Consider the following 26,744-nt stretch of genomic DNA (forward strand, 5'->3'; position numbering starts at 1 on the left):
TGTTTCACTTTCAAATAGGTAAATTGCAAAGTCAAATCTTACAAGCCCCGCCCGCGCAGCCGTCATCTTGAATATCGGCTTGCGTATCGTCCGCGCCGTCGCGGGTGTTGTGGTAGTACAGGGTTTTGACGCCGTATTTGTAGGCGGTCAGCAGGTCTTTCAGCATTTGCTTCATGGAAACCTTGTTGCCTTCAAATTTGCCCGGGTCGTATGCGGTATTGGCGGAAATCGCCTGATCGACGAATTTTTGCATCACGCCGACAAGTTTCAGGTAGCCTTCGTTGCCGGGAAGCTGCCACAGGGTTTCGTAGGCATTTTTCAGGGTTTCAAACTCTGGAACGACTTGTTTCAGGATGCCGTCTTTCGACGCTTTGACCGTTACCAATCCGCGCGGCGGCTCGATGCCGTTGGTGGCGTTGGCAATTTGCGAACTGGTTTCAGACGGCATAAGCGCGGTCAGGGTGGAGTTACGCAGGCCGTATTTGACGATGTCGGCACGCAGGCTTTCCCAGTCGTAGTGCAAAGGCTCGTTGCACACGGCATCCAAATCTTTTTTGTAGGTGTCGATTGGCAGTTTGCCTTGCGAATAAACGGTTTGGTTAAAGAGCGTGCACGCACCGTATTCTTTGGCAAGGTTTACTGACGCTTTGAGCAGGTAATACTGCATGGCTTCAAAGGTACGGTGGGTCAGACCGAGCGCGGAACCGTCGCTGTAGCGGACACCGTTTTTCGCCAGATAGTAGGCGTAGTTGATGACGCCTATACCGAGCGAACGGCGACCCATGGTAGAGGTACGCGCGGCTTCTACCGGATATCCCTGATAATCTAAAAGTGCATCGAGTGCGCGAACGGTCAAATCAGCAAGCCCTTCCAACTCGTCCAAGTTGTTCAATGCGCCCAAATTGAAGGCGGACAGTGTACACAGGGCGATTTCGCCGTTCGGGTCGTTGATATTGTCCAGAGGTTTGGTCGGCAGTGCGATTTCCATGCACAGGTTGGACTGGTGCACGGGGGCGACACTCGGATCAAACGGGCTGTGCGTATTGCAATGATCGACGTTTTGAATGTAAATGCGCCCGGTCCCGGCACGCTCCTGCATCAGCGTGGAAAACAGGTCGGCAGCCGGAATGATACGCTTGCGTATGTTCGGGTCTTGCTCGTATTTCGTATAGAGCCGCTCAAATTCGTCTTGGTCGGCAAAAAACGCTTCGTACAACCCCGGAACCTCGTTGGGCGAAAACAGCGTAATGTTGCCGCCCTTAATCAGGCGGGTGTACAGTAGGCGGTTGATTTGCACACCGTAATCAAGCTGGCGGATACGGTTGTCTTCCACGCCCCGGTTGTTTTTCAACACCAGCAGGCTTTCGGCTTCGATATGCCACAAGGGGTAGAACAAGGTTGCCGCGCCGCCGCGCACGCCGCCTTGCGAACAGGATTTGACCGCCGCCTGAAACATTTTGAAAAACGGGATGCAGCCGGTATGCCGCGCTTCGCCGCCCCGGATTTCGCTGTCCAAACCGCGGATACGTCCGGCATTGATGCCGATGCCCGCACGCTGGGAAACGTATTTCACAATCGCGCTGGTAGTGGCATTGATGGAATCCAAACTATCGTCGCATTCAATCAGCACACAGCTTGAGAACTGGCGCGTAGGCGTACGCACGCCGCTCATAATCGGGGTCGGCAGCGATACTTTGAATGTGGAAACGGCATCGTAAAACCGTTTGACGTAACCCAAGCGCGTCTCTTTCGGGTATTTGCTGAACAGGCACATCGCCACCAAAACATATAAAAACTGTGGCGTTTCGTAAATCTGGCGGGTAACGCGGTTCTGTACCAGATATTTGCCTTCGAGTTGCTTGACGGCGGCATAGGAGAAGGACATATCGCGTTCGTGGTCGATATAGGAGTTCAGTTCGTCAAATTCTTCGCGGCTGTAATCCTCAAGGATATGCCTGTCGTATTTTCCGGCATCGGTAAGTTTTTTAACGTGGTCGTAAAGGTGCGGCGGCTCGTATTCGCCGTAGGCTATTTTACGCAGATGGAAAATCGCCAAACGTGCTGCAAGGTATTGGTAGTCCGGGGTATCTTCCGAAATTAAATCGGCAGCGGCTTTGATGATGGTTTCGTGGATGTCGTCGGTGCGGATGCCGTTGTAGAACTGGATGTGCGATTTCAACTCGACCTGCGACACGGAAACATTTTCCAACCCTTTCGCCGCCCAAGTGACGACACGGTGAATCTTATCCAAATCAATGGGTTCTAATCTGCCGTCACGTTTGGTTACTTTCAAATCAGCCGTCGTATTCATCGTTTCCCCTTCCGCCCCCGATACCCAAGGGACACTCTTTCCAAATCAATCAAGGCAGACAATATAGTGGATTTTTTGTATTTCCTCCAGTCTTGACAACGGTTGCATTTTTCAGTTTCAGGCAATACGCGATAAAACCCGCCTGTCGTATTTTCCCTATAATATTTGTTTTATCTGATAATTCTTTACCGATAAAAAACGGGTAAATTTTTTGCCTTTTGACCGGCTCCTGCTACAAGGCGATGAAATAAGGATTTTCCGACGAAAAAGGAAAGCTTCCGGTTTTCTGCCCCTGCGAATTGTTAAATTTTGCAAAGTATGATTTTTGCCACGCCGCCGCCGACAAATTCCATTTTCTTACCCTTTGAAATTTATTATTGAGATTAATGTGTTATTTGAATCTGCATATCAAACGGCAAGTTTTGCTGGCTAAATGGGTCTGAAACTGCCGACAATTTGCCCGTTCCATCCTTCCTTCCATCCTTCCATCCTATACTGGAAAGAATGACAAACTGAAAGGATCGTCATGTCTGTCAAAAAGATGCTTGCCATACTGTTGTCTGCAATATTGGGACTGGTATCGACAACTGCCGCTGCCGGTACGTCAGAACCCGCCCACCGCCATACCAAACATATCCGCAAGGCAAACAAGCAGATGCTGCACCCCGAATGCAGGAAATATTTGGAACGCCGTGCCGCGTGGTACCGATTGCAAGGCAACGTGCAGGAATTGCGCGAAAACAAAAAGGCGCGCAAAGCATTCCGCTCCCTGCCTTATAAGGAACAAAGAATCCAATGCCGGGCGGCTTATGAGGCTTTCGATGATTTCGACGGCGGCAGGTTCAGCCGTTAATCCACTATACAACAAACTATCCTTACGGCATTTCGTTTGAGGTGCTCCCGTTGCCGCAGCCTTAATATAGTGGATTAACAAAAATCAGGACAAGGCGACGAAGCCGAAGACAGTACAAATAGTACGGAACCGATTCACTTGGTGTTTCAGCACCTTAGAGAATCGTTCTCTTTGAGCTAAGGCGAGGCAACGCTGTACTGGTTTTTGTTAATCCACTATACATCCGCAAAAGCGAATCATACTGCTACATTCCGACAACCGGTTTCAGACGGCAATATCCGCATCGCCGGCGACAACGGCACGGATGCTTTCTTCGATTTTATCTTTTAAAGCATAACGGTCTTCGCTTTCCGCCGCGTCCGCCACGCAAACGAAATCGACTTTTATCGTCAATTTTTTCATAGACACAATGCGCCACAGACAGGTCGGCAAACCGACATCGGCATATGAGGGACGAGCCGTCCTTTTTCCCGTTTCGTCATAATAACGCAGCGCGACCGCCAAAACCTTTGCCCCCGCATCGATAGCGGATTGGAACAGTGCGGCTTTAAAAGGCAAAAGCTCCAAGCCGGAAGAAGTCCGCGCTTCAGGAAAAAAACTGACGTTTTGACCGCGTTGCAAGGTTTCGCAGACGGCGCGGTTAATCGGCTCGATGTCGCGCCGCGAATTGCGGTTGATGAACACCGTTCCCGCGTTCTGCCCCATCTTGCCCAATACCGGCCAGCTTTTGATTTCCTGCTTGGCGATAAAGCTGCTCGGATAAACCGCGCTCATCGCGAAAATATCCAGCCAGGACACGTGGTTGGCAGCTACCAAGACACCGTTCGGATGTTCGGGTGCGTGCCCGCCCACCTCCAATCCGATATCCAAAGCCGCCAAAGCCCCCCGGCCCAACTCGATTACCGCACGATTGCGCGACTCGGGGCAGCCGCCGTCAATACCGCGCAGGTTTTTCCCTGTTTTAAACAGCCAGACCGCCAAACGGCACAACCGATGCAGGCGTGTAAAAATTGAAGCTTTATTTGAAGACATGAGCAATTCTTTCCCGATAATCGGTGTTTGTTGTTGAAACGTTCGGACGGCATACCGATAAAATACCGTCTGAAACCGTGTTCCGCCCTATTTCTGACAGTTCGGGCAGTAAAACGTGCCGCGCTGCCCCAAAGTTTCTTTCACAATCAAACCGCCGCACCGGGGGCACGGTTGATTGTGCCGCCCGTACACCGTATATTCTTGTTGGAAGTAGCCGCTTTTGCCGTCGCTGTCCACAAAATCCCTCAAGGTGCTGCCGCCCGTTTCAATGGCGCGCTGTAACACCGCTTTGACGGTTTCAACCAAAAGCGCGCACTCTTTCTTTTTCAGACGGTTGGCAGGACGGTGGGGCGAAATGCCCGCTCTGAACAGGCTCTCGTTGGCATAAATATTGCCCACGCCGACCACAACCGCATTGTCCATCAGGGCAAGTTTGACCGCGCGTTTCTGCGCCTTCAGCCTCGCATACAGATAATCCGCACAAAATGCCTCCGACAAAGGCTCCGGCCCCAGTTTTTCCAGCAGCTGATGATGTTCTTCGATTCCCTCATACCAAAGTATCGCGCCGAACTTTCGCGGATCGCGGTAACGCATGACTGTGCCGTCTGAAAACACAATATCGACGTGATCGTGCCTGTCCGGCCTGCCGATACGTCCGTCCGACGGCGTAAAAATCCGCAAGCTGCCCGACATCCCCAAGTGAATCAGCAAAATCCCCGTTTGGAAACGGACAATCAGATACTTCGCCCGCCTGCCGCAGGACAAAACCTGCCGGCCGGACAAAATCTCCCCCAAATCGGGATTAATCTGCCAGCGCAGCTTCAGTTGGCGCAATACCACGGCTTCCACCGTTTTTCCTTCAATATGCGGCGCGATGCCGCGCAACGTCGTTTCCACTTCCGGCAATTCCGGCATAATCCCTCCCGACACTTTCTTCGGCAAATGCCGTCTGAAACAAAACCCGCCTAATCCGCAACCCTTGCCGCACCCGCCGCAAGGGCTTTTCCGCCCAAATACCCGTCCCACTCCGGCAGGGGCGTTACCCCCGCCGCCCTTTTGACCAAAACCAAGCCGTACACTGCGGCACATTGCGGCCACCAGCGGTCGCCCGCCTTTTCCATAAACCGCCAAAAGCGTATTTGCCCGGGCGACGAAACCGGCGGCAGATACACCATAAATTTCCCAAGTTCAATATCAAAACCGGCATCGGCAATCTGTCTTTTCAGCCCGCGAAGCGTCAGGCAGAAGCGTTTTTCCGGCAGGCGTTCGCCGTCAAACCACGAACCCGGCCCCCAAAGCGAATGCGGATTAAAACCCGTCAGCATCACACGCCCGGACGGTTTCAATATCCGGTGCGCTTCCGACAGGATTTGCGAAGGAACACCGCCTTCAAGCGTATGCGGAAAAAGCAGCATATCCGCAGAAACATCCGCCAAAGCCATATTCTCCGCCGACATCGACATATCTCGCGGCACACAGACAACATCTTCAGACGGCATCAGCCACCTGCCGCCCACCTGAACCGCACACATTCCCGAAAAACGGTATGAATCCAGATACCGCCCGAAGAAGTCCTGTTCCAATTTTGCAACATACCGCCCCATCGCCGTATCTTCAAACCATGCATCCATATTGCGTCCGTTTCAAACAGATTGCCTGCCGATATTCTATTCCAAACAGAATTTCTGTCAAAAAACACATCGGCCGCCATTTTCGAATCCGCATAAAGTTCCTGTAAAACTTGACGCTTTTTCAGTCAAACAGTACCATCGGACGATAAAATATGTTTATCCTCCCGATATAGATTATGTCCAAACTCAAAACCATCGTACTGACCGCTTCGGGTCTGTCCGTTTGTCCGGGTTTCCTATACGCCCAAAACACCTCATCACACCAAATCGGTTTGGCGATTATGCGCTTAAACTCTTCAATACTCGACCTGCCACCGACAAAACAATATTTCCAATCCGGCAGCCTCTGGGGCGAGCTGCGCCAAGGCTTCCGGATGGGCGAAGTCAATCCCGAACTGGTACGCCGCCACGAAAACAAGTTCGCCTCAAGCCGCAACTATTTCGGCAGAGTCGTCAACCGGAGCCGGCCCTATATGTACCATATTGCCAACGAAGTCAAAAAACGCAATATGCCCGCCGAAGCCGCACTCCTCCCCTTTATCGAAAGCGCGTTCGTCACCAAAGCCAAATCACACGTCGGCGCATCGGGATTATGGCAGTTTATGCCCGCCACCGGCAGGCATTACGGCTTGGAAAAAACACCGGTTTACGACGGCAGGCACGACGTTTACGCCGCCACCGATGCCGCGTTGAACTACCTGCAATACCTGTACGGGCTGTTCGGCGACTGGCCGCTCGCCTTCGCCGCCTACAATTGGGGCGAGGGCAATGTCGGACGCGCCGTCAACCGCGCACGGGCGCAAGGTCTCGAACCGACCTACGAAAACCTGCGTATGCCCGATGAAACGCGCAACTACGTCCCCAAGCTCCTTGCCGTCCGCAACATTATCGCCAATCCCCAATCCTTCGGCATCAGCATCGGCGATATAGACAACAAACCCTATTTTCAGGCAGTCGAACCGGACCGCCCCATCGATAACGAAGCCATCGCCCGGCTTGCCGGCATCACGCAAAGCGAGCTGCTCGCCCTAAACCCGGCATTCAACGTCCCCGCGTTTATCCCCAAAAACAAACGCAAACTGCTGCTTCCCGCCGCAAACGCCCAAACCTTCCAACGCAACTACCGCGCCGCCAACCCCGACAGCCTGTTCTCTTGGGAAATCTATACACCCCCCGTACAAACCGCCGTATCCGATATTTCCTCCGCAACAGGTATGAGCATTGCCGACATCAAACGTCTCAACAGCCTGAGCGGCAACCTTGTCAAGGCGGGACACAGCATCCTGATTGCCAAAACCGGCACAACCCTTCAGACGGCATCGGAGTCCGTTGCCGCCATCGACATCGACGACACGCCGGACACCTACTGGTCCAATATGCCGGCTGGGATAATGAATATCAGCCTTGCCCAAGCCCTGCCTGCCGACGCGCAAACCGCCGGCATCCCCGTCGAACCCCTGCCGCAAAAAACCGCCGGCAGCAAGCCTTCCGCCCTTGCCTCCCTGATTTCCGAGCCCGCATCGGCAACGCCGGGCGCTCGTGTTCAAGCCGCAATGCCGTCTGAAACCCAAACTGCGGCATCCGCGCAAAGCGTTTTCTCAAACGACATACAGGCAACGGACGAACTGATGAGGCTTGTCGCCCAAAGCAGCCTGCGCCTGCAGGCGGAAGAAAGCGTTGCCGACATCATCAACACATCCGACGCATCTGCCGGACACAGCCCCCACCTGCCTCCGCAGCATACCGCCGCCGACGGCAAACGCCCCGCCCGTTTGGAAACACGCGTAGCCAAAGCCGCCGGCAACGGAACAGACTCCGCCGCCCGCATCGGAATCCACCGCGTCGTGGAAGGCGATACCCTGTTCAACATCGCCAAACGCTACAACGTCAGCGTAGCCGACCTGATTGTCGCCAACAACATCAAAGGCAACACCATCCAAAAAGGACAGGTGCTCCGCCTGACCCAGGCAGTCCCTGCCCAAAACCGTATCGAAAAAGTATCCTACACCGCGCGCAAAGGCGATACTTTCAAAAGCATTGCCGCCCGTTTCAATATACACATCGACGACATCCGCAGGCTCAACCCCACCCTGAACACCATCAATCCGGGACAGAGGGTCAAACTGATTGGAAGCTGATTCGGATACGGCACATGACAGGACTTTTTCAGTCCTGTCTTTTTCATCCCACATTTCCCATACCATCATGAAACTCATCAAATACCTGCAATATCAAGGCATAGGAAGCCGCAAACAGTGCCAATGGCTGATTAGGGGCGGTTACGTCTCCATCAACGGAACCTGCATGGACGATACCGATGCAGACATCGATTCCTCATCCGTCGAAACGTTGGATATTGACGGCAAAGCAGTAACCGTTATTCCCGAACCTTATTTCTATATCCTGCTCAACAAACCCACAGATTACGAAACTTCACACAAACCGAAGCACTACCGCAGCATATTCAGCCTGTTCCCCGACAATATGCGGAACATCGATATGCAGGCGGTCGGCAGGCTGGATGCGGATACGACCGGCGTATTGCTGATTACCAACGACGGACACCTGAACCACAAGCTGACTTCCCCCAACCATAAAATCCCCAAACTGTACGAAGTTACACTCAAGCATCCTGCCGGCGAAACGCTTTGCGAAACCCTGAAAAACGGTGTCCTGCTCCACGACGAAAACGAAACGGTTTACGCCGCCGATGCCGTATTGGAAAGCCCGTCCGCATTGCTCCTGACCATTACCGAGGGAAAATACCACCAAGTCAAACGTATGGTCGCCGCCGCAGGCAACCGCGTGCAGCATCTTCACCGCCGGCGATTCGCACATCTGGAAACAGAAAACCTCAAACCCGGGGAATGGAAATTTATCGGATGCCCCAAATTCTGAAAAAATGCCATTATTTACCTATATTCAAATACATACTTATAAAATGAATAATTTAACCGAAATTAACTCAAAAACAACCGGTTTGCGATATAATCCGCCTGTCTGAGCAATGCCTGTGCAAGCAGGCTTATGAGTAAGACGTTTTCCCCGTAATGTGTTTGACCATCTATACTTTCCGGTATAGATGGTTTTTTTTATTTCAAATTTTCCGCCCAAGCTGCCGGACATTGCCCGGCAAATAAAATACCTGTTGCCGCACACGCAAAAACAGAATTGCCGACACTGCCGCTACCTGAAAATCAAAATTCAACACACGCCCCGCGCAAGCACTGTCGGCAGCACCATCCATAATCAGGAATGACCGTGGTTTGAATACCCGCTTGATTGCGGCAAACCCTTATTCTTGCATATCGGGGATATTCTCTAAAAAATATATATATTTCAGTTAAAAACACCGGACGGTTAAAAAGCATTCAGTCAGTTCCCATTAAGAAAAATGTGTAAAATTTTCGCTTTATCTCAATATGGCACTGTTTCAATATGTCTTCCCCTTCAAATACCAACCGTCAAACTTGGTCCAGCCGTTTGACTTATATCCTTACCGTTGCCGGCGCGACTGTCGGCTTCGGCGCGACGTGGCGTTTCCCGTATTTGGTCGGTGAAAACGGCGGCGGCGCGTATGTATTTTTATTCTGTATCGCGATGCTGGTTATCGGCATTCCGATGATTTTGGTGGAAAACGTCATCGGGCGGCGCAAAGGTGTGAACGCGCTGGACGCGTTCGGCGGCTCGATGAACGGCAAACCCGTCGCCAAAATTTGGAAACTGGTCGGCTGGATGGGCTTGCTCGGCGCGTTCGGCATTATGGCTTATTACATGGTACTCGGCGGCTGGGTCATCAGCTATATCGTTAATATTATTAGCGGAAACCTGAATATTTCCAATCCCGTCGACGGCGGAATAACGAAAAGCTTCTTTACCGAACACATTGAAAACAGCCCTTGGGAAATTGCGTTCTACACTTTCTTGTTTGTCCTTGTAAACCAATGGATTTTGGTTAAAGGCGTGATTGGCGGCATTGAAAAAGCGGCAAAATACCTGATGCCGCTGCTGTTTTTATTCCTAATCGCGATGGTCGTCCGCAACGTTACCCTGCCGGGTGCGATGGAAGGGATTACGTTTTATCTGAAACCTGATTTCAGCAAGATTACCGCCGAACTGTTCGTCTTCGTTTTGGGACAGGTATTTTTTGCCTTGAGCCTGGGCTTCGGCGTGATGATTACTTTGTCCAGCTATTTGGATAAAAACGAAAATCTGGTGCAAACCGCAGTCATCACGGCAATTACCAATACCATCATCGCCGTACTGGCGGGCTTTATGATTTTCCCGTCGCTCTTCAGCTTCGGCGTTGCCCCGGATTCCGGCCCGACTTTGGTATTCCAAAGTTTGCCGATTGTGTTCTCGCATATGTGGGCAGGACCTGTGTTCGCCGTCATTTTCTTCTCGCTGCTCCTGATTGCCGCGTTGACGACTTCGCTGACGATTTATGAAGTGTTGATTACGACCATTCAGGAAAAAACCAAAATCCGCCGTACCGCCGCGATTACCATCGTACTGACAGGTATTTTTATCTTCGGCAATATCCCGTCCATTCTGAGCTACGGCCCGTGGAAAGATGTTTCCATATTCGGCAAAAATATTTTCGATGCTTTCGACTACATCAGCGGCAACATCTTGTTTATGCTGACCGCGCTCGGTTCCGCGCTGTTTGTCGGTTTCGTGATGAAGGACGAAGCAAAGGACGAATTACTTTATAAAGGCAACCATACGACGGTCAATATTTGGTTTGCCTATGTGAAATACCTTGTGCCATTGGTGATTTTGCTGATTTTCGTCAGCAACCTGTTCTAATCCGCAGCAATCGATGCCGTCTGAAGGCCATACCTCTTTCAGACGGCATTGCCTTGATTCCCGACACAATACCCGCAACGCCGGAATCCGAACCGGCTTGCCGGCTTCTGTCGGACGCTTTCCGGGCAAGCGGCGTTCCGTCTGCTTAGACAATCGTCCTTTAAAACAGGTAGAATCCGCCCCAACGGGAAACACATCCTTCAGACGGCAAAACCCATACCCCAAACCATCAGGAATCCCCCTTATGAACAGACAAAAAGTCATCGCCATCGACGGCCCGGGCGCATCCGGCAAAGGAACGGTCGCCGCCCGCGTCGCCGCCGCATTGGGATACGATTATCTCGATACCGGCGCGCTCTACCGCCTGACCGCCCTATATGCACAAAAACAAGGCGTGGAATGGCACGATGAAGAAAACGTTTCCGTACTTGCCGAAAAACTGCCCGCCGTATTTTCAGGCAGCCGCATCCTGCTCGACGGCGAAGACGTTTCAGACGGCATCCGGACAGAAGCCATCGGCATGGGTGCATCCGCCGTTGCGCAATTGCCTAAAGTCCGCTCCGCCCTGCTGCAACGCCAACGCGGCTTCCTGACCGCCAAAGGGCTGGTCGCCGACGGACGGGACACCGGATCGGTCGTCTTTCCCCAAGCCGAACTCAAAATCTTCCTGACGGCAGAATCCAAAATCAGGGCGGAACGCCGCGCCAAACAAATCGGCATCCCCTGCGAAGGCGCGGCATTCGACCGTATCCTGTCCGACATTGAAGCCAGGGACGAAGCAGACCGCAACCGCACGCTAGCCCCCCTGAAGCAGCAGCCCGATGCCCGACTTTTGGACACAAGCCATATCGGCATAGAAGAAACCGTAAAAAAAGTACTTGATTGGTATCGTGAAGTTTAAATTTTCAGGTATAATCGCCCACGTCCCGCTTGAGACGGCACAAAAACACACAGATGCCGTCTGAAGCCTTTATTTGCCCGCCTGCCGCGCCAAGGGCGGCAGGCATTTCCCAACCTAACCCGCACCCCTTGGCGGTGTACCGAAAAGAGTTACATATGTCTATGGAAAATTTTGCCCAACTGCTGGAAGAAAGCTTTACCCTGCAAGAAATGAACCCGGGCGAAGTGATTACCGCCGAAGTCGTGGCAATCGATCAAAACTTCGTTACCGTAAACGCAGGCCTGAAATCAGAATCCCTGATTGACGTTGCCGAGTTCAAAAACGCCCAAGGCGAAATCGAAGTCAAAGTCGGCGATTTCGTTACCGTTACCATCGAATCCGTCGAAAACGGCTTCGGCGAAACCAAACTGTCCCGCGAAAAAGCCAAACGCGCCGCCGACTGGATCGCCCTGGAAGAAGCGATGGAAAACGGCGACATCCTCTCCGGCGTCATCAACGGCAAAGTCAAAGGCGGTCTGACCGTTATGGTAAACAGCATCCGCGCATTCCTGCCGGGCTCCCTGGTCGACGTACGCCCCGTCAAAGACACTTCCCACTTTGAAGGCAAAGAAATCGAATTCAAAGTCATCAAACTGGACAAAAAACGCAACAACGTCGTCGTTTCCCGCCGCGCCGTTTTGGAAGCTACTTTGGGCGAAGAACGCAAAGCCTTGCTGGAAAACCTGCAAGAAGGCGCGATTATCAAAGGCGTGGTCAAAAATATTACCGATTACGGCGCATTCGTCGACTTGGGCGGTATCGACGGCCTGCTGCACATCACCGACCTGGCTTGGCGCCGCGTCAAACACCCGAGCGAAGTATTGGAAGTCGGTCAGGAAGTTGAAGCCAAAGTATTGAAATTCGACCAAGAAAAACAACGCGTTTCCCTGGGTATGAAACAACTGGGCGAAGATCCTTGGAACGGCCTGACCCGCCGTTATCCGCAAGGCACCCGCCTGTTCGGCAAAGTATCCAACCTGACCGATTACGGCGCATTTGTCGAAATCGAACAAGGCATCGAAGGCTTGGTACACGTTTCCGAAATGGACTGGACCAACAAAAACGTACACCCGAGCAAAGTCGTACAACTGGGTGACGAAGTCGAAGTCATGATTTTGGAAATCGACGAAAACCGCCGCCGTATCTCTTTGGGTATGAAACAATGCCAGGCCAATCCTTGGGAAGAGTTTGCCGCCAACCACAACAAAGGCGACAAGATTTCCGGCGCGGTTAAATCCATTACCGATTTCGGTATCTTCGTCGGCCTGCCCGGCGGCATCGACGGCCTTGTCCACTTGTCCGACCTCTCTTGGACGGAATCCGGAGAAGAAGCCGTACGCAAATACAAAAAAGGCGAAGAAGTCGAAGCCGTCGTATTGGCAATCGATGTTGAAAAAGAACGCATCTCTTTGGGTATCAAACAACTGGAAGGCGATCCGTTCGGCAACTTCATCAGCGTGAACGACAAAGGCTCTTTGGTTAAAGGCACTGTGAAATCTGTCGATGCGAAAGGCGCCGTTGTCGCCCTGTCCGACGAAGTGGAAGGCTACCTGCCTGCTTCCGAATTTGCAGCCGACCGCGTTGAAGACCTGAGCACCAAACTGAAAGAAGGCGACGAAGTTGAAGCCGTCGTCTTAACCGTCGACCGCAAAAACCGCAGCATCAAACTCTCCGTCAAAGCTAAAGATGCCAAAGAAAGCCGCGAAGCACTGAACTCCGTCAATGCCGCCGCCAATGCGAATGCCGGTACCACCAGCTTGGGTGACCTGCTGAAAGCCAAACTTTCCGGCGAGCAAGAATAAGGTTGCAGACATGACGAAGTCCGAGTTAATGGTTCGCCTGGCAGAAGTGTTTGCCGCCAAAAACGGCACGCATCTTCTGGCAAAAGACGTAGAGTACAGCGTGAAAGTCTTGGTTGACACCATGACCCGATCGCTTGCCCGAGGCCAACGCATCGAAATTCGAGGTTTCGGCAGCTTCGATTTGAACCATCGTCCTGCCCGTATCGGCCGCAATCCCAAAACCGGGGAGCGGGTGGAAGTACCTGAAAAACACGTACCCCACTTCAAGCCCGGTAAAGAATTGCGCGAACGGGTTGACTTGGCTTTAAAAGAAAATGCCAACTAAACCTTAGCATCAAAACGCCGCTTCCAAGCGGCGTTTTTTCTGTGGTTTAACTTCATCCGCTGCTTCAATACCTTAAGCCAAGCAAGCAACGGATTAGAGCGTGGATTTTTTTATAGTGGATTAAATTTAAACCAGTACGGCGTTGCCTCGCCTTAGCTCAAAGAGAACGATTCTCTAAGGTGCTGAAGCACCAAGTGAATCGGTTCCGTACTATTTGTACTGTCTGCGGCTTCGTCGCCTTGTCCTGATTTTTGTTAATCTACTATATCATTGCTTACAATCCGCTTTTTAAACAACAAATTATTTATTTCTATTATGAACAGGACAAAAATCCTGCTTGTTGCACTAAGACTAAGCCGTTTCAGGAATTTGCGGAAAATTCACGGCTTTTACAGAGCCTAATGCTTTCGCTTTTTGGTAAAACGCCAATTTGTATTCAAGCAAATCTAAATAGCGTGTTAATTCGGCAATCTGACACTTCACATTTTCTATTTGATTTTCAAACAAGGAAAGGCGTTCTTCAATGGTATTGTCGCCGATGATGGTGCATTCCGCAAAACGTTTGATGTCTTTCAAGCTCATTCCCGTATTTTTCAAGCATTGCAATAAGCCCAACCATTGCAAATCGTTATCGGTAAAACAGCGGTTACCATATTCATCACGTCCGATATTAGGCAACAAGCCTTCTTTGTCGTAAAAACGTAGGGTGTGGACGGAGATGCCTATTTTTTCGGCGGCTTTGGCAGTGGTATAAGTCATTTTCCCTCCTTCTAAACAAAAACAGTAAAAAACACTTGCTTTAGAGTTAACTCTAAAGTGTAAACTGTTGCTATGTTGCTCAGGCAAGGCTGTTTTGTCAATGAATTAAGAGGAAAGACAATGGAAATGAAACCAACCGATTCAACCATCAAATCTCGTGCGGCGGTGGCATTCGCTCCCAATCAACCCTTACAAATTGTGGAAATCGACGTAGAAATGCCACGCAAAGGCGAAGTGTTAATCCGTAACACTCATACGGGCGTGTGCCATACTGATGCGTTTACGTTATCAGGAAACGATCCTGAAGGCGTATTCCCCGTGGTGCTTGGGCACGAAGGTGCCGGTGTGGTCGTTGCTGTGGGCGAGGGTGTGTCAAGCGTAAAACCGGGCGATCACGTTATTCCGCTTTACACCGCCGAATGTGGCGAATGTGAGTTTTGCCGTTCGGGTAAAACCAACTTGTGCGTCTCAGTGCGTGACACGCAAGGTAAAGGTTTAATGCCGGACGGCACGACACGTTTTTCTTATCAAGGTCAGCCGATCTATCACTATATGGGCTGTTCGACTTTCAGTGAATACTCAGTTGTTGCCGAAGTTTCACTGGCGAAAATCAACCCTGAAGCCAACCACGAACAAGTATGTTTGCTCGGCTGCGGTGTGACCACAGGTATTGGTGCGGTACATAATACGGCAAAAGTGCAAGAAGGCGACTCTGTTGCCGTATTTGGCTTGGGGGCGATTGGTTTGGCGGTGGTGCAAGGTGCGCGTCAAGCCAAAGCCGGCCGCATTATCGCCATTGATACCAATCCCTCAAAATTCGAGTTGGCAAAACAGTTCGGTGCAACGGATTGTCTAAATCCGAACGATTACGATAAACCGATCAAAGATGTGTTGTTAGGTATTAATAAATGGGGTATTGACCATACCTTTGAATGTATCGGCAATGTAAACGTAATGCGCCAGGCATTAGAAAGTGCACACCGTGGTTGGGGACAATCCATTATCATCGGCGTAGCGGGTGCGGGACAAGAAATTTCAACGCGTCCGTTCCAATTGGTAACAGGTCGTGTTTGGAAAGGCTCTGCATTTGGTGGTGTGAAAGGTCGCTCCGAACTTCCGAAAATGGTGGAAGATTCAATGAAAGGCGATATCGAGTTAGAACCGTTTGTAACCCACACACTGACACTCGATCAAATCAATGAAGCCTTTGAGTTAATGCACGAAGGTAAATCGATCCGCGCTGTTATTCATTACTAAGGTACGCAATGAAACTAATCGAACAACATCAAATTTTTGGCGGTTCGCAACAAGTTTGGGCGCATTATGCCCAAACGTTGCAATGCGAAATGAAATTTGCCGTCTATTTGCCGGATAATCCGGAGAATCGACCGCTAGGTGTGATTTATTGGCTTTCCGGTTTGACGTGTACGGAACAAAATTTCATTACCAAATCGGGCTTTCAGCGTTACGCGGCAGAACATCAGGTGATTGTAGTTGCGCCCGACACCAGCCCTCGCGGAGAGCAAGTACCGAACGATGCGGCTTACGATTTAGGACAGGGTGCGGGCTTTTATCTGAATGCGACCGAGCAACCTTGGGCAACGAATTATCAAATGTATGATTATATTTTGAATGAGTTGCCCCGTCTGATTGAGAAACATTTTCCTACCAACGGCAAACGTTCCATTATGGGGCATTCGATGGGCGGACACGGCGCATTGGTATTGGCACTGCGAAACCCGGAACGTTATCAAAGTGTTTCTGCCTTTTCGCCCATTTTGTCGCCAAGCCTCGTGCCTTGGGGAGAAAAAGCCTTTTCTGCCTATTTGGGAAACAATCGTGAAAAATGGCAGCAATATGATGCAAGTTCGCTCATCCGACAAGGCTATAAAGTGCAAGGTATGCGCATTGATCAGGGCTTGGAAGATGAGTTTTTACAGATACAATTGCGTACCGAAGATTTTATCGAAACCTGTCGTGCGGCAAACCAGCTGGCCGATGTGCGCTTCCATAAAGGATACGATCACAGCTATTACTTCATCGCCGGTTTTATTGGCGAGCATATTGCCTATCACGCGGCATTTTTGAAGTAAGCTAAAGCAAAGCAGTTTGGAATAGCCGGCACGAGGGTAGTAAGAAGTGCCGGCAAAATACCGACATCAACGTATGCCGTCTGAACCCAAAGAAGCCTGTCCTACGGATTACCAAACCCTGCCCTTGATTTGATTAGTCTGATTTTTGAGCTTACACCTTGATTGGTCAAACATTAAAATCGCCCGTATTTCCTAGCTTACTTTTATTTTCATTGTCGAATTTGCATAAGCAGCCTGTTCCTGTTGTGTTTTCGATCCCTCCAAACCGGTGGGGGCGTAACAGCTTCGCGATTCACCATCTGTTTAATCTGTCCTTCTTCAATATTAAAACACAGCCTGAAACAAAAGGCATTTCTTTCAATAAATTGGTAATATCAACATCATATTGGAACGCCGCCTTTGCTCATACCCCCTTGCACGCTTCATTATTCTTTTCTACGGAAAACGCCAAGTTTGAAGGAAATCATTTATAATACCAGCGGTAAGCATTTTCTTTCTTTGCCGCAAGAAGTATAACAAGGTTAAATATGAGTAATAGAGACCAACTTTTTCAAGCTCCGCCGTTTGAAAACCACAGCCCGCTGACTTGGTATCAGGCTGCCTCACAACTGCCCAACTTCATCCGCGACGACGCGCAGGCAGCCGCCATCGAACACCTCGATCGGCTTTGGACCGAATTGATGATGTTCAAACGCAAAAGAAACCGTTTTTTAGGCAGGAGTTTGCGTTCCCCGCAAGTCCCCAAAGGGCTTTATTTCTATGGCGGAGTCGGACGCGGCAAGAGCTTTCTGATGGACGCTTTTTTCGGCTGCCTCCCTTACCGCCGCAAACGCCGCGTCCACTTTCATGCCTTTATGGCAGAAATCCACCGGCGGCTGAAAGCCCTGAAAAGCGAAAGCAACCCGTTGAAATCCGTTGCCGCCGAGATTGCCAAAGAAACCCGCGTATTGTGTTTTGACGAATTTCATGTCAGCGATATTGCGGATGCAATGATTTTAGGCCGTCTGCTGGAAAACCTGCTTAACGAGGGCGTTGTTTTGGTGGCGACTTCAAACTACGCGCCTTCCGAACTCTATCCGCAAGGTCAAAACCGGAGCAGTTTTCTTCCCACAATCGCGCTCATCGAATCCAGCCTGACCGTCTTAAACGTTGACGGCGGGGAAGACTACCGGCTGCGTGCCCTCCGCCCCGCCGAGATTTTCTTTACGCCTGCCAATGAAGAAAATGAGGCAAAACTGGCACAACTGTTCAAAGAAATGACGGGCATTACCGATTTGAACCCCGGCACCAGCACCATCCACGGGCGGGATATTCCGCATAAGGCGGAATCCGGCCGTGCCGTATGGTTTGATTTCCGCGCACTGTGTTTCGGTCCCCGCTCACAGTCCGACTATCTGTATCTGGCCGAACATTATGAAATGGTTTTTCTATCGGGTTTGGAAAAACTCTCTCCCCAAGAAAAGGCGGAAGCACGGCGGCTGACTTGGCTGATTGACGTACTCTATGATTTCCGGGTCAAACTGTGTGCCACCGGCGCGGTAGATGTCAACCATATCTATACAGAAGGCGATTTTGCCGAAGAATTTACCCGCACCGCCAGCCGGATGGTTGAAATGCAGTCCGAAGTTTATTTGGAACAGCCGCATCTGACCTTATCCCCGAAGGATTAGGTCGGATAAATTTTTTCCCGATAAAATAACTTTCATAAATAAAAAATAAGGATGCAATATGGCGATTGAACGCACCATTTCCATTATCAAACCCGATGCCGTCGGCAAAAACGTTATCGGCAAAATATACAGCCGCTTTGAAGAAAACGGTTTGAAAATCGTTGCCGCCAAAATGAAGCAGCTTACCCTCAGAGAGGCGCAAGAATTTTATGCGGTTCATAAAGACCGCCCCTTCTACGCCGGATTGGTTGAATTTATGACCGGCGGCCCGGTTATGATTCAGGTATTGGAGGGCGAAAACGCCGTCCTGAAAAACCGCGAACTGATGGGGGCGACCAATCCCGCCGAAGCCGCCGAAGGTACGATACGGGCAGACTTTGCCACATCGGTCAGCATTAACGCCGTACACGGTTCCGACAGCGTGGAAAATGCCGCTTTGGAAATTGCCTATTTCTTCAGCCAAACCGAAATCTGCCCCCGTTGATACGCCGCCCCGGCCTTTTCAGACGGCATCAGGCGTATCTATGCCGTCTGAACCCCTTGTCTTAAGGAAGCTTTAAATCATGCCCGTATGCCGGCGATTTTTATTTGAAGCCTTGATTAAGAAAAACACAAACACATGAAAACCAACCTGCTCAACTACGACCTGCAAGGACTGATCCGACATTTTGCCGATATGGGCGAAAAACCTTTCCGCGCCAAACAGGTTATGCGTTGGATACACCAATCCGGCGCGCAAAATTTCGATGAAATGACCGATTTGGCAAAATCGTTGCGCCATAAATTAAACGAACAGGCAAACATCGGCATTCCCAAGCTGATGATGTCCCAAGAATCTTCAGACGGCACCCGCAAGTGGCTGTTGGATGTCGGGACGGGGAACGGGGTGGAAACCGTCTTCATCCCCGAATCGGATCGCGGCACGCTCTGCATTTCCTCGCAAGTCGGCTGCGCTTTGGAATGTACATTTTGCTCGACCGGCCGGCAGGGCTTCAACCGCAACCTGACTGCTGCCGAAATCATCGGACAGTTGTGGTGGGCAAACAAAGCAATGGGTGTTACACCGAAAAACGAACGCGTAATTTCCAATGTAGTGATGATGGGTATGGGCGAGCCGATGGCGAACTTCGACAATGTCGTTACCTCCTTAAGCATTATGCTGGACGACCACGGCTACGGTTTGAGCCGCCGCCGTGTAACGGTTTCCACTTCAGGTATGGTGCCCCAAATGGACAGGTTGCGCGATGTCATGCCGGTAGCTTTGGCGGTTTCCCTCCACGCCTCCAATGACGAAGTCCGCGACCAAATCGTACCGTTGAACAAAAAATATCCCTTGAAAGAACTGATGGCTGCCTGCCGGCGCTATCTGGTTAAAGCCCCCAGGGATTTCATCACCTTCGAATATGTGATGCTGGACGGAATCAACGATAAGGCGCAACATGCGCACGAACTGATTAATTTGGTCAAAGATGTTCCCTGCAAATTCAACCTCATCCCGTTTAACCCCTTCCCCAATTCGGGATACGAACGATCAAGCAAGGAAAATATCCGAGTTTTCAAAGATATCTTGCAACAAGCGGGATTTGTCGTTACCGTGCGTAAAACCCGGGGCGACGATATTGATGCCGCTTGCGGACAGTTGGCGGGGCAGGTTCAGGATAAAACGCGCCGCCAACAAAAATGGCAGCAGATTTTAATCGGACAACAGGGGTAATTATGCCTTTTAAGCTATCCAAACGAATCTCTTTATTGCTTGTCCTTGCCTTGGGCGCGTGCAGCACTTCCTACCGTCCCTCGCGGGCGGAAAAGGCCAATCAGGTTTCCAATATCAAAACCCAGTTGGCAATGGAATATATGCGCGGGCAGGACTATCGTCAGGCGACGGCAAGTATTGAAGACGCCCTGAAATCGGATCCTAAGAACGAGCTTGCCTGGCTGGTTCGTGCCGAAATCTATCAATACCTGAAAGTTAACGACAAGGCGCAGGAAAGTTTCCGGCACGCCCTCTCCATCAAACCCGACAGTGCCGAAATCAACAACAACTACGGCTGGTTCCTATGCGGCAGGCTCAACCGCCCTGCCGAATCTATGGCATATTTCGACAAAGCCCTGGCCGACCCCACCTACCCGACCCCTTATATTGCCAACCTGAATAAAGGCATATGCAGTGCCAAACAGGGGCAATTCGGATTGGCGGAAGCCTATTTGGAACGTTCGCTCGCCTCGCAGCCGCAGTTTCCTCCCGCATTTAAAGAACTGGCGCGCACCAAAATGCTGGCCGGGCAGTTGGGCGATGCCGATTACTACTTTAAAAAATACCAAAGCAGGGTGGAAGTCCTTCAGGCCGATGATTTGCTGCTAGGCTGGAAAATTGCCAAAGCCCTCGGCAACGCGCAGGCGGCATACGAATATGAAGCACAGTTGCAGGCAAATTTCCCCTACTCGGAAGAATTGCAAACCGTCCTCACCGGTCAATAAACAGATTCAAACCATATGAACACACTCCAACGCCGCAGGACGCATCAAGTCCGCATCGATCATATTACCGTCGGTTCGGAAGCACCCGTCGTTATCCAATCTATGACCAACACCGACACTGCCGATGCAAAAGCCACCGCATTGCAGATTAAGGAATTGAGCGACGCCGGATCCGAAATGGTGCGTATTACCGTCAACAGCCCCGAAGCCGCGTCCAAAGTTGCCGAAATCCGCCGCCGCTTGGACGATATGGGCTATACTACACCGCTTATCGGCGATTTTCATTTCAACGGCGAACGCCTGTTGGCGGAATTTCCCGAATGCGGCAAAGCATTGTCCAAATACCGCATCAACCCCGGCAATGTCGGCAAAGGCGCGAAAGGCGATGAAAAATTTGCCTTTATGATTCGGACTGCTGCCGAAAACGATAAAGCCGTCCGCATCGGCGTAAACTGGGGTTCTTTGGATCAAAGCCTCGCCAAACGTATGATGGATGCCAACCTCGCTTCTTCCGCGCCGAAACCGCCTGAAGAAGTGATGAAGGAAGCCCTGATTGTCTCCGCTTTGGAATCTGCCGAAAAAGCCGTTCTATTGGGACTGCCCGAAGACAAAATCATCCTGTCGTGCAAAGTCAGCGCGGTTCAGGATTTGATTCAGGTTTACCGCGAACTGGGCAGCCGTTGCGCCTATCCGCTGCATTTGGGTTTGACCGAGGCCGGCATGGGCAGCAAAGGCATTGTCGCATCAACGGCGGCATTATCTGTTTTGCTTCAAGAAGGAATCGGCGACACCATCCGCATTTCACTCACTCCGGAGCCGGGCAGCCCGCGTACTCAGGAGGTTATTGTTGGACAAGAGATTTTACAGACTATGGGTCTGCGTTCGTTTACACCGATGGTTACCGCCTGTCCGGGCTGCGGGCGCACCACCAGTACCGTTTTTCAAGAGCTGGCACAAGATGTTCAAAATTACCTTCGCCAAAAAATGTCTATATGGCGTACTCTTTATCCTGGGGTTGAATCCCTGAACGTTGCCGTGATGGGCTGCGTCGTCAACGGTCCCGGAGAAAGCAAATTGGCCGACATCGGCATCAGCCTGCCCGGTACGGGGGAAACACCCGTCGCGCCGGTTTATGTGGACGGGGAGCGCAAAGTCACACTGAAAGGCGACAACATTGCAACAGAGTTTCTAGCTATTGTTGAAGAATATGTCAAAATCAACTACGGTGAAAACGGCCTCAAACGCAACCAGAACAAAATCATCCCTATACAGTCCCTATAAGACAAATGCCGTCTGAACTGTTTTCAGACGGCATTTGTCTACTTCACAAGGTTTAAAGCCGCAAAGATACACGGTTTTCCAAAACTTGGTCGATCAAGCCGTATTCTTTCGCCTCTTCGGCAGACATGAAATTATCACGATCGGTGTCACGCTCCAAATCTGCCAAATCGCGGTCGCAGTGTTTCGCCATCAAGCGGTTGAGTTTCTCTTTGATTTTCAACAGCTCGCGCGCATGAATTTCAATGTCGGATGCCTGACCGCCCAAACCGCCGCTGATTAAAGGCTGGTGAATCATAATCCGGCTGTTGGGCAGGGCGAAACGTTTGCCTTTCCCGCCTGCCGACAATAAGAACGCGCCCATACTTGCCGCCTGCCCCAAGCACAAAGTCGATACATCGGGTTTGATGAAATTCATGGTGTCGTAAATTGACATACCTGCCGTTACCGATCCGCCGGGGGAATTGATATAGAAGAAAATATCTTTGTCCGGATTTTCACTTTCCAGAAACAACAGTTGGGCAACCACCAGATTGGCGGACTCGTCCGTTACCGGACCGACCAGAAATACGATGCGCTCTTTCAAAAGGCGCGAGTAAATATCAAATGCACGCTCGCCGCGACCGCTTTGTTCGATAACGGTAGGAACGAGGTAATTCTTAAAATCGAAGGACATTTTTGTCTCCTGTCAATGTTGCGAAAGCACCAAAGGGACGCTTTGGTGCTTTCAAGCTGCCTGTTTCAGACGGCCTTTTGAAGATGATCAGGCTTGCGCGCCCATCACTTCGTCAAAAGACAAAGCTTTTTCGCTTACTTTGGCTTTGCCCAAAACGAAATCAACGACATTGCTTTCTACCGCCAAAGAAGTCGGGCCTTGCAGGCGGGAAGGCTCTGCGTAGTACCAGTCGATTACTTCTTGAGGATCTTCGTAGCTTTCTGCGAAGTTGGCGACAACGGCTTTAATTTGGTCTTCAGTCGGTTCCAGTTTGTTTTCGTCAACCAGTTTCGCCAAAATCAAACCCAAAGACACGCGGCGTTCGGCTTGTTCTTTGAACATATCCAAAGGCAAATCCAAGTTCGCGGCATCGGCCATACCTTGGTTGACGAAGTTTTGTTTCATTTCGTTTGCCAAGCGGGCGGCTTCTTCATTGACCAAAGCAACCGGAACTTTCAGCTCTACGGCTTTGAGCAGCGCGTTCATTACAGATTCTTTGGTTTGTTCCTTCACGCGGCGTTCCACTTCGCGGCTGACGTTTTTCTTCACTTCTTCGCGCATTTTGGCAACATCGCCGTCGGCGATACCCAATGCTTTGGCGAAGTCGGCATCAACTTCGGGCAGGACGGGTTCGGATACGTTGTTCAATGTAATGGCAAAAACAGCGGATTTACCGGCAACGTCTTTACCGTGGTAGTCTTCGGGGAAGTTGACGGTAACGTCTTTACTTTCGCCCGCCTTCATACCGGCCACACCGGCTTCAAATTCAGGCAGCATTTGACCTGCGCCCAATACGAAGGCGTAGTTTTTGGATGCGCCGCCGGCAAAAGGTTCGCCGTCGATTTTGCCTTCAAAGTCGATGATGACGCGGTCGCCGTTTCGGGCTTCGCGTTCGACATGGTTGAAGCGGGTGCGTTGTTTGCGCAGGATTTCTACGGTTTTGTCCACTTCGGCATCGCCGACGGATGCGGTTACTTTTTCGACTTCTTGTGCAGACAAATCGCCGATAACGACTTCAGGGAACACTTCAAAAATCGCAGCGATTTTCAGGAATTCTTTATCGTCTTGTTCTTCAACGCCTTCAAAACGGGGGAAGCCTGCCACTTTCAACTCTTGGGCAACGGCGACATCGTAGAAGCGGCGTTGTACCATTTCGTTGATGACATCGTTTTGAGCACTTGCACCGTACATTTGGGCAATCATTTTCAAAGGTGCTTTGCCCGGACGGAAACCGTCGATTTTTGCACGGCGTTGGGTTTGTTTCAGTTTTTTATCGGTTTCTGCGTTGATTTCGGACCAAGGCAGGGACAACACTACTTTGCGTTCCAAATTTTCTAAAGTTTCAACAGTTACGCTCATCATAAGCCCTTAAATTTGTTGTGTTGATCAAATGACACCCCTTACCGGCAACGGAAAGCCGGCGCGCGGCGGATACGGGGATTTGAACCGTCTTGCTGCAAAAGGGAGATTTTAGCTCGAAAGTATATCACAATGTTCCGCCTGAAACATAATATGCCGTCTGAAAACGCCTTCCCACCGTTCAGACGGCATATGCGCGGTTGCGCTACAAATAATCTTTGTGTGCCAAAATTTTGCGGCTGCCGTTGAGGCCGGCGGGGGAAACGACACCCGCATTTTCCAGCGCTTCCATCAGGTTGGCGGCCCGGTTATAGCCGATACGCAACTGGCGTTGCAGGGAAGAGATGGAAGTTTTTTTGCTTTCTAAAACATACGCGACAGCCTGATCGAACAATTCGTCGCTGCCCGCATTCGGATTGACGATATTGGTCGTTTCCAGCGCGGCCTCGCCGCTGAGCAGACCTTCAATATAGTCGGCTGGGGCTTGCGATTTGACGTAGTTGACGACTTGATGCACTTCGTCGTCGGAAACGAACGCGCCTTGCAGTCGGGTCGGTTCGGCACTGCCGGGCTGGAGGAACAGGGAATCACCGTATTTCAGCAGCTCGTCCGCGCCCATTTGGTCGAGAATGGTACGGCTGTCGATTTTGCTTTGCACGGTAAACGCCATACGCGTCGGGATATTCGCCTTAATTAAGCCGGTAACGACATCGACGCTCGGACGTTGGGTTGCGACTATCATATGGATGCCGGCGGCGCGCGCCTTTTGGGCGAGGCGGGCAATTTGCTGCTCGACGGCTTTGCGTTCGGTCATCATCAGGTCTGCCAACTCGTCGATAACGACCACAATCAACGGCAGTTTTTCCAGCGGCTCGGGTTCGTCGGGGTTCAGGCTGAACGGATTAAGCAAAGGCTTGCCGGCCGCTTTGGCTTGTTCGACTTTTTGGTTGAAGCCCTCCAAATTACGCACGCCGGCGTGGGAAAGCAGGCGGTAGCGTTTTTCCATTTCGGCAACGCACCAGTTCAACGCCTGTCCTGCTTCGCGCATATCGGTTACAACCGGGCAGAGCAGGTGCGGAATGCCGTCGTAAATGCTCAACTCAAGCATTTTGGGGTCTATCATAATGAAGCGGACTTCTTCCGGCGTAGCTTTGAAAAGCATAGACATAATCATGCCGTTCACGCCGACGGATTTGCCCGAACCGGTCATGCCGGCGACCAAAAGGTGCGGCATTTTCGCCAAGTCGCCGACGACGGGCGTACCGGCAATGTCTTTGCCCAATGCAACGGTCAGCTTGGATTTGGCTTCGGCAAACACGGGTGAAGACAAGATTTCGCTCAACATCACGTCTTGGCGTTTGTCGTTGGGCAACTCGATGCCCATCGTGTTTTTGCCCGCGATGGTTTCGACGATACGCACGGATTGCAGCGACATGGAACGCGCCAAATCTTTAGATAAAGCAACGATTTGGCTGCCTTTTATGCCTTGCGCGGGTTCGATTTCATAACGCGTAATCACAGGGCCGGAAGTGGCGGATACGACTTCTACGCCGATGCCGAATTCTGCCAGCTTGGACTCGATCAGTTCGGCAGTGCGCTCCAATTCGGCGGGATTGATGCTGACGGGTTCGCCATCCGGCAGGCGCAGCAGGTTTATGCCGGGCTTGTGGTATTCGCCCGCCTGCCCCGGTTCGTCGTCTTCAAACAAAGAAGCCTGAATTTTGGGCGGCGGCGCGACGGAAACCGCGACGGATTTGCGGTTGCTGCTGCTGCCTTCGGGTGGTGCAAGGGGTTGGGAGGTGATATTTTTGGCTTCTTTCACCATCCGGCGGGTACTGTAAGTATCGATGCCGTCTGTTTTGGCGTTTGTCCGGCGTTTGCCCAATGCCGATATTTTCCGCCCGGATGCCGTCAGGAAATTTTGAACCGCCCCGCCCGCAGCGTCCAACACGTCCAGCCACGACACCTGCACCAGCAAAGATACGGACAGCAATAAAACAACCGAAATAATCAACAGGCTGCCCGATTTTCCCAGCAACCATTCAAATATCGTGCCGACGCGCATACCGACCATACCGCCCGCACCTGCCGGCAAGGCATCCCCGTATTTCCCGCCCAGCGCAAAATATTCCAAGACGGGGCTGAATACCGTCAGGATAAAGAGTGCGGCGGCGGCGATTTTGCGGTTGTACGAGCCGGGCAATGCCTGTTTGGCGTGCCGTCGGAAATCTTTATACAGCACGACGCAGGCAGCCGCCACCCACCACCACGCCGACAACCCGAAAAGATAATAGCCGACATCGGCGACATACGCCCCGAACAAGCCCCCCAAATTGGCGGCATCTTCGGCAGCCGGCGAACTGCGCGACCAAGACGGATCGCCCATATCGAAACTGATCAGGGAAATCGCCAAATACAGGGTTGCCGCCAAGCCCATCAGCCACAATGCGTCGGCAATCAGATTGGCGACATATTCGGGACGCGCTTTCTTCGCTTCGTTTTTTTGCAATTCTTTGGCGGCTTTGAGCTGTTCGGAAACCTTGTTGCCCCTTGAAGCATTGTCGTTTTTCTTGCGCGGGCGGGTTTGGGCCGGCTTGGTCTGCCTGCCTTTTGTGATTTTCTTATTGGATTTTTCTGTCATTCCGTATCACCGGGAAATGCCGTCCGAACATACGGGACGGTTTGCGGA

22 protein-coding genes are annotated in these 26,744 nt (G+C 51.3%); 14 read left to right on the forward strand and 8 right to left on the reverse strand.

What is annotated here, in order from left to right:
• Positions 1–31: 31 nt before the first annotated feature.
• Positions 32–2,311, reverse strand: coding sequence for a class 1a ribonucleoside-diphosphate reductase subunit alpha (gene nrdA, locus FGL10_RS03515; protein WP_003708593.1), 2,280 nt, complete (start codon positions 2,309–2,311; stop codon positions 32–34).
• Between the two features lie 541 nt (positions 2,312–2,852).
• Here nrdA and FGL10_RS03525 point away from each other — a divergent pair.
• Positions 2,853–3,164 (forward strand): stress response protein, encoded by a 312-nt coding sequence (locus tag FGL10_RS03525; RefSeq protein WP_171007442.1) that lies wholly within the window; start codon positions 2,853–2,855, stop codon positions 3,162–3,164.
• A 264-nt stretch (positions 3,165–3,428) separates the two neighbouring features.
• On the opposite strand, the gene FGL10_RS03530 is transcribed toward FGL10_RS03525, so the two are convergent.
• The 3 genes from FGL10_RS03530 to FGL10_RS03540 all read right to left on the reverse strand — a co-directional run bounded on the left by FGL10_RS03530 (position 3,429) and on the right by FGL10_RS03540 (position 5,827).
• Positions 3,429–4,196 carry a 1-acyl-sn-glycerol-3-phosphate acyltransferase gene (locus FGL10_RS03530; RefSeq protein WP_036469561.1) on the reverse strand — a complete coding sequence of 256 codons (768 nt, stop codon included), beginning with the start codon at positions 4,194–4,196 and terminating at the stop codon, positions 3,429–3,431.
• 87 nt (positions 4,197–4,283) lie between these two features.
• Positions 4,284–5,111, reverse strand: coding sequence for a DNA-formamidopyrimidine glycosylase (gene mutM, locus FGL10_RS03535; protein ID WP_003708602.1), 828 nt, complete (start codon positions 5,109–5,111; stop codon positions 4,284–4,286).
• 50 nt (positions 5,112–5,161) lie between these two features.
• Positions 5,162–5,827 carry a methyltransferase domain-containing protein gene (locus tag FGL10_RS03540; protein ID WP_003708604.1) on the reverse strand — a complete coding sequence of 222 codons (666 nt, stop codon included), beginning with the start codon at positions 5,825–5,827 and terminating at the stop codon, positions 5,162–5,164.
• 176 nt (positions 5,828–6,003) lie between these two features.
• On the opposite strand from FGL10_RS03540, the gene FGL10_RS03550 reads away from it, so the two are divergent.
• From FGL10_RS03550 to FGL10_RS03575, 6 genes are all read left to right on the forward strand, one after another.
• A complete protein-coding gene (locus tag FGL10_RS03550) occupies positions 6,004–7,965 on the forward strand; it encodes a lytic transglycosylase (RefSeq protein WP_003708606.1) in 1,962 nt (653 codons plus the stop codon).
• 67 nt (positions 7,966–8,032) lie between these two features.
• Positions 8,033–8,725 carry a 16S rRNA pseudouridine(516) synthase gene (locus FGL10_RS03555; protein ID WP_036475075.1) on the forward strand — a complete coding sequence of 231 codons (693 nt, stop codon included), beginning with the start codon at positions 8,033–8,035 and terminating at the stop codon, positions 8,723–8,725.
• A 540-nt stretch (positions 8,726–9,265) separates the two neighbouring features.
• Positions 9,266–10,636, forward strand: a complete 1,371-nt coding sequence (locus tag FGL10_RS03560) for a sodium-dependent transporter (RefSeq protein WP_036469566.1) — start codon at positions 9,266–9,268, stop codon at positions 10,634–10,636.
• Between the two features lie 244 nt (positions 10,637–10,880).
• Complete coding sequence (cmk, locus tag FGL10_RS03565) at positions 10,881–11,537, forward strand: (d)CMP kinase (RefSeq protein ID WP_003708615.1); 657 nt, start codon at positions 10,881–10,883, stop codon at positions 11,535–11,537.
• Positions 11,538–11,692: 155 nt separating this feature from the next.
• Positions 11,693–13,378: a 30S ribosomal protein S1 gene (rpsA, locus tag FGL10_RS03570; protein WP_036475077.1), complete on the forward strand. Its 1,686-nt coding sequence runs from the start codon at positions 11,693–11,695 to the stop codon at positions 13,376–13,378.
• Positions 13,379–13,388: 10 nt separating this feature from the next.
• On the forward strand, positions 13,389–13,703 hold the full coding sequence (locus FGL10_RS03575) for an integration host factor subunit beta (protein WP_002213349.1): 315 nt from the start codon (positions 13,389–13,391) through the stop codon (positions 13,701–13,703).
• A 351-nt stretch (positions 13,704–14,054) separates the two neighbouring features.
• On the opposite strand, the gene FGL10_RS03580 is transcribed toward FGL10_RS03575, so the two are convergent.
• Positions 14,055–14,462 carry a MerR family transcriptional regulator gene (locus FGL10_RS03580; protein WP_003710067.1) on the reverse strand — a complete coding sequence of 136 codons (408 nt, stop codon included), beginning with the start codon at positions 14,460–14,462 and terminating at the stop codon, positions 14,055–14,057.
• A gap of 120 nt (positions 14,463–14,582) precedes the next feature.
• Here FGL10_RS03580 and FGL10_RS03585 point away from each other — a divergent pair, with 120 nt between their 5' ends.
• The 7 genes from FGL10_RS03585 to ispG all read left to right on the forward strand — a co-directional run bounded on the left by FGL10_RS03585 (position 14,583) and on the right by ispG (position 21,984).
• A complete protein-coding gene (locus FGL10_RS03585; RefSeq protein WP_013449000.1) occupies positions 14,583–15,719 on the forward strand; it encodes an S-(hydroxymethyl)glutathione dehydrogenase/class III alcohol dehydrogenase in 1,137 nt (378 codons plus the stop codon).
• 8 nt (positions 15,720–15,727) lie between these two features.
• Positions 15,728–16,555 carry an S-formylglutathione hydrolase gene (fghA, locus tag FGL10_RS03590; RefSeq protein WP_003710070.1) on the forward strand — a complete coding sequence of 276 codons (828 nt, stop codon included), beginning with the start codon at positions 15,728–15,730 and terminating at the stop codon, positions 16,553–16,555.
• A 527-nt stretch (positions 16,556–17,082) separates the two neighbouring features.
• Positions 17,083–18,225, forward strand: coding sequence for a cell division protein ZapE (zapE, locus tag FGL10_RS03595; RefSeq protein WP_003710075.1), 1,143 nt, complete (start codon positions 17,083–17,085; stop codon positions 18,223–18,225).
• A 58-nt stretch (positions 18,226–18,283) separates the two neighbouring features.
• Complete coding sequence (ndk, locus tag FGL10_RS03600; protein ID WP_003710077.1) at positions 18,284–18,709, forward strand: nucleoside-diphosphate kinase; 426 nt, start codon at positions 18,284–18,286, stop codon at positions 18,707–18,709.
• 135 nt (positions 18,710–18,844) lie between these two features.
• Positions 18,845–19,939, forward strand: coding sequence for a dual-specificity RNA methyltransferase RlmN (gene rlmN / locus FGL10_RS03605; RefSeq protein WP_003710079.1), 1,095 nt, complete (start codon positions 18,845–18,847; stop codon positions 19,937–19,939).
• A gap of 2 nt (positions 19,940–19,941) precedes the next feature.
• The gene (gene pilW / locus FGL10_RS03610) at positions 19,942–20,703 is read left to right on the forward strand and encodes a type IV pilus biogenesis/stability protein PilW (RefSeq protein ID WP_003710080.1); all 762 of its coding nucleotides are present in this window, start codon (positions 19,942–19,944) and stop codon (positions 20,701–20,703) included.
• Positions 20,704–20,718: 15 nt separating this feature from the next.
• Positions 20,719–21,984, forward strand: coding sequence for a flavodoxin-dependent (E)-4-hydroxy-3-methylbut-2-enyl-diphosphate synthase (gene ispG, locus FGL10_RS03615; RefSeq protein WP_003710083.1), 1,266 nt, complete (start codon positions 20,719–20,721; stop codon positions 21,982–21,984).
• 52 nt (positions 21,985–22,036) lie between these two features.
• On the opposite strand, the gene clpP is transcribed toward ispG, so the two are convergent.
• The 3 genes from clpP to FGL10_RS03630 form a co-directional block, all read right to left on the reverse strand.
• The gene (gene clpP / locus FGL10_RS03620) at positions 22,037–22,657 is read right to left on the reverse strand and encodes an ATP-dependent Clp endopeptidase proteolytic subunit ClpP (RefSeq protein WP_003710085.1); all 621 of its coding nucleotides are present in this window, start codon (positions 22,655–22,657) and stop codon (positions 22,037–22,039) included.
• Positions 22,658–22,744: 87 nt separating this feature from the next.
• The gene (gene tig, locus FGL10_RS03625) at positions 22,745–24,055 is read right to left on the reverse strand and encodes a trigger factor (RefSeq protein WP_036470054.1); all 1,311 of its coding nucleotides are present in this window, start codon (positions 24,053–24,055) and stop codon (positions 22,745–22,747) included.
• 205 nt (positions 24,056–24,260) lie between these two features.
• A complete protein-coding gene (locus FGL10_RS03630) occupies positions 24,261–26,696 on the reverse strand; it encodes a DNA translocase FtsK (protein ID WP_036475079.1) in 2,436 nt (811 codons plus the stop codon).
• Positions 26,697–26,744: the final 48 nt, after the last annotated feature.

The sequence above is a fragment of the Neisseria lactamica genome, from assembly GCF_901482445.1.
GTDB classification, from domain to species: Bacteria; Pseudomonadota; Gammaproteobacteria; order Burkholderiales; family Neisseriaceae; genus Neisseria; species Neisseria lactamica.

Excerpts from the sequence above, each read along its gene's own strand:
- nrdA (WP_003708593.1), bottom strand. The coding sequence starts at position 2,311 with ATGAATACGACGGCTGATTTGAAAGTAACCAAACGTGACGGCAGATTA.
- FGL10_RS03525 (WP_171007442.1), top strand. The coding sequence starts at position 2,853 with ATGCTTGCCATACTGTTGTCTGCAATATTGGGACTGGTATCGACAACT.
- FGL10_RS03530 (WP_036469561.1), bottom strand. The coding sequence starts at position 4,196 with ATGTCTTCAAATAAAGCTTCAATTTTTACACGCCTGCATCGGTTGTGC.
- mutM (WP_003708602.1), bottom strand. The coding sequence starts at position 5,111 with ATGCCGGAATTGCCGGAAGTGGAAACGACGTTGCGCGGCATCGCGCCG.
- FGL10_RS03540 (WP_003708604.1), bottom strand. The coding sequence starts at position 5,827 with ATGGATGCATGGTTTGAAGATACGGCGATGGGGCGGTATGTTGCAAAA.
- FGL10_RS03550 (WP_003708606.1), top strand. The coding sequence starts at position 6,004 with ATGTCCAAACTCAAAACCATCGTACTGACCGCTTCGGGTCTGTCCGTT.
- FGL10_RS03555 (WP_036475075.1), top strand. The coding sequence starts at position 8,033 with ATGAAACTCATCAAATACCTGCAATATCAAGGCATAGGAAGCCGCAAA.
- FGL10_RS03560 (WP_036469566.1), top strand. The coding sequence starts at position 9,266 with ATGTCTTCCCCTTCAAATACCAACCGTCAAACTTGGTCCAGCCGTTTG.
- cmk (WP_003708615.1), top strand. The coding sequence starts at position 10,881 with ATGAACAGACAAAAAGTCATCGCCATCGACGGCCCGGGCGCATCCGGC.
- rpsA (WP_036475077.1), top strand. The coding sequence starts at position 11,693 with ATGTCTATGGAAAATTTTGCCCAACTGCTGGAAGAAAGCTTTACCCTG.
- FGL10_RS03575 (WP_002213349.1), top strand. The coding sequence starts at position 13,389 with ATGACGAAGTCCGAGTTAATGGTTCGCCTGGCAGAAGTGTTTGCCGCC.
- FGL10_RS03580 (WP_003710067.1), bottom strand. The coding sequence starts at position 14,462 with ATGACTTATACCACTGCCAAAGCCGCCGAAAAAATAGGCATCTCCGTC.
- FGL10_RS03585 (WP_013449000.1), top strand. The coding sequence starts at position 14,583 with ATGGAAATGAAACCAACCGATTCAACCATCAAATCTCGTGCGGCGGTG.
- fghA (WP_003710070.1), top strand. The coding sequence starts at position 15,728 with ATGAAACTAATCGAACAACATCAAATTTTTGGCGGTTCGCAACAAGTT.
- zapE (WP_003710075.1), top strand. The coding sequence starts at position 17,083 with ATGAGTAATAGAGACCAACTTTTTCAAGCTCCGCCGTTTGAAAACCAC.
- ndk (WP_003710077.1), top strand. The coding sequence starts at position 18,284 with ATGGCGATTGAACGCACCATTTCCATTATCAAACCCGATGCCGTCGGC.
- rlmN (WP_003710079.1), top strand. The coding sequence starts at position 18,845 with ATGAAAACCAACCTGCTCAACTACGACCTGCAAGGACTGATCCGACAT.
- pilW (WP_003710080.1), top strand. The coding sequence starts at position 19,942 with ATGCCTTTTAAGCTATCCAAACGAATCTCTTTATTGCTTGTCCTTGCC.
- ispG (WP_003710083.1), top strand. The coding sequence starts at position 20,719 with ATGAACACACTCCAACGCCGCAGGACGCATCAAGTCCGCATCGATCAT.
- clpP (WP_003710085.1), bottom strand. The coding sequence starts at position 22,657 with ATGTCCTTCGATTTTAAGAATTACCTCGTTCCTACCGTTATCGAACAA.
- tig (WP_036470054.1), bottom strand. The coding sequence starts at position 24,055 with ATGAGCGTAACTGTTGAAACTTTAGAAAATTTGGAACGCAAAGTAGTG.
- FGL10_RS03630 (WP_036475079.1), bottom strand. The coding sequence starts at position 26,696 with ATGACAGAAAAATCCAATAAGAAAATCACAAAAGGCAGGCAGACCAAG.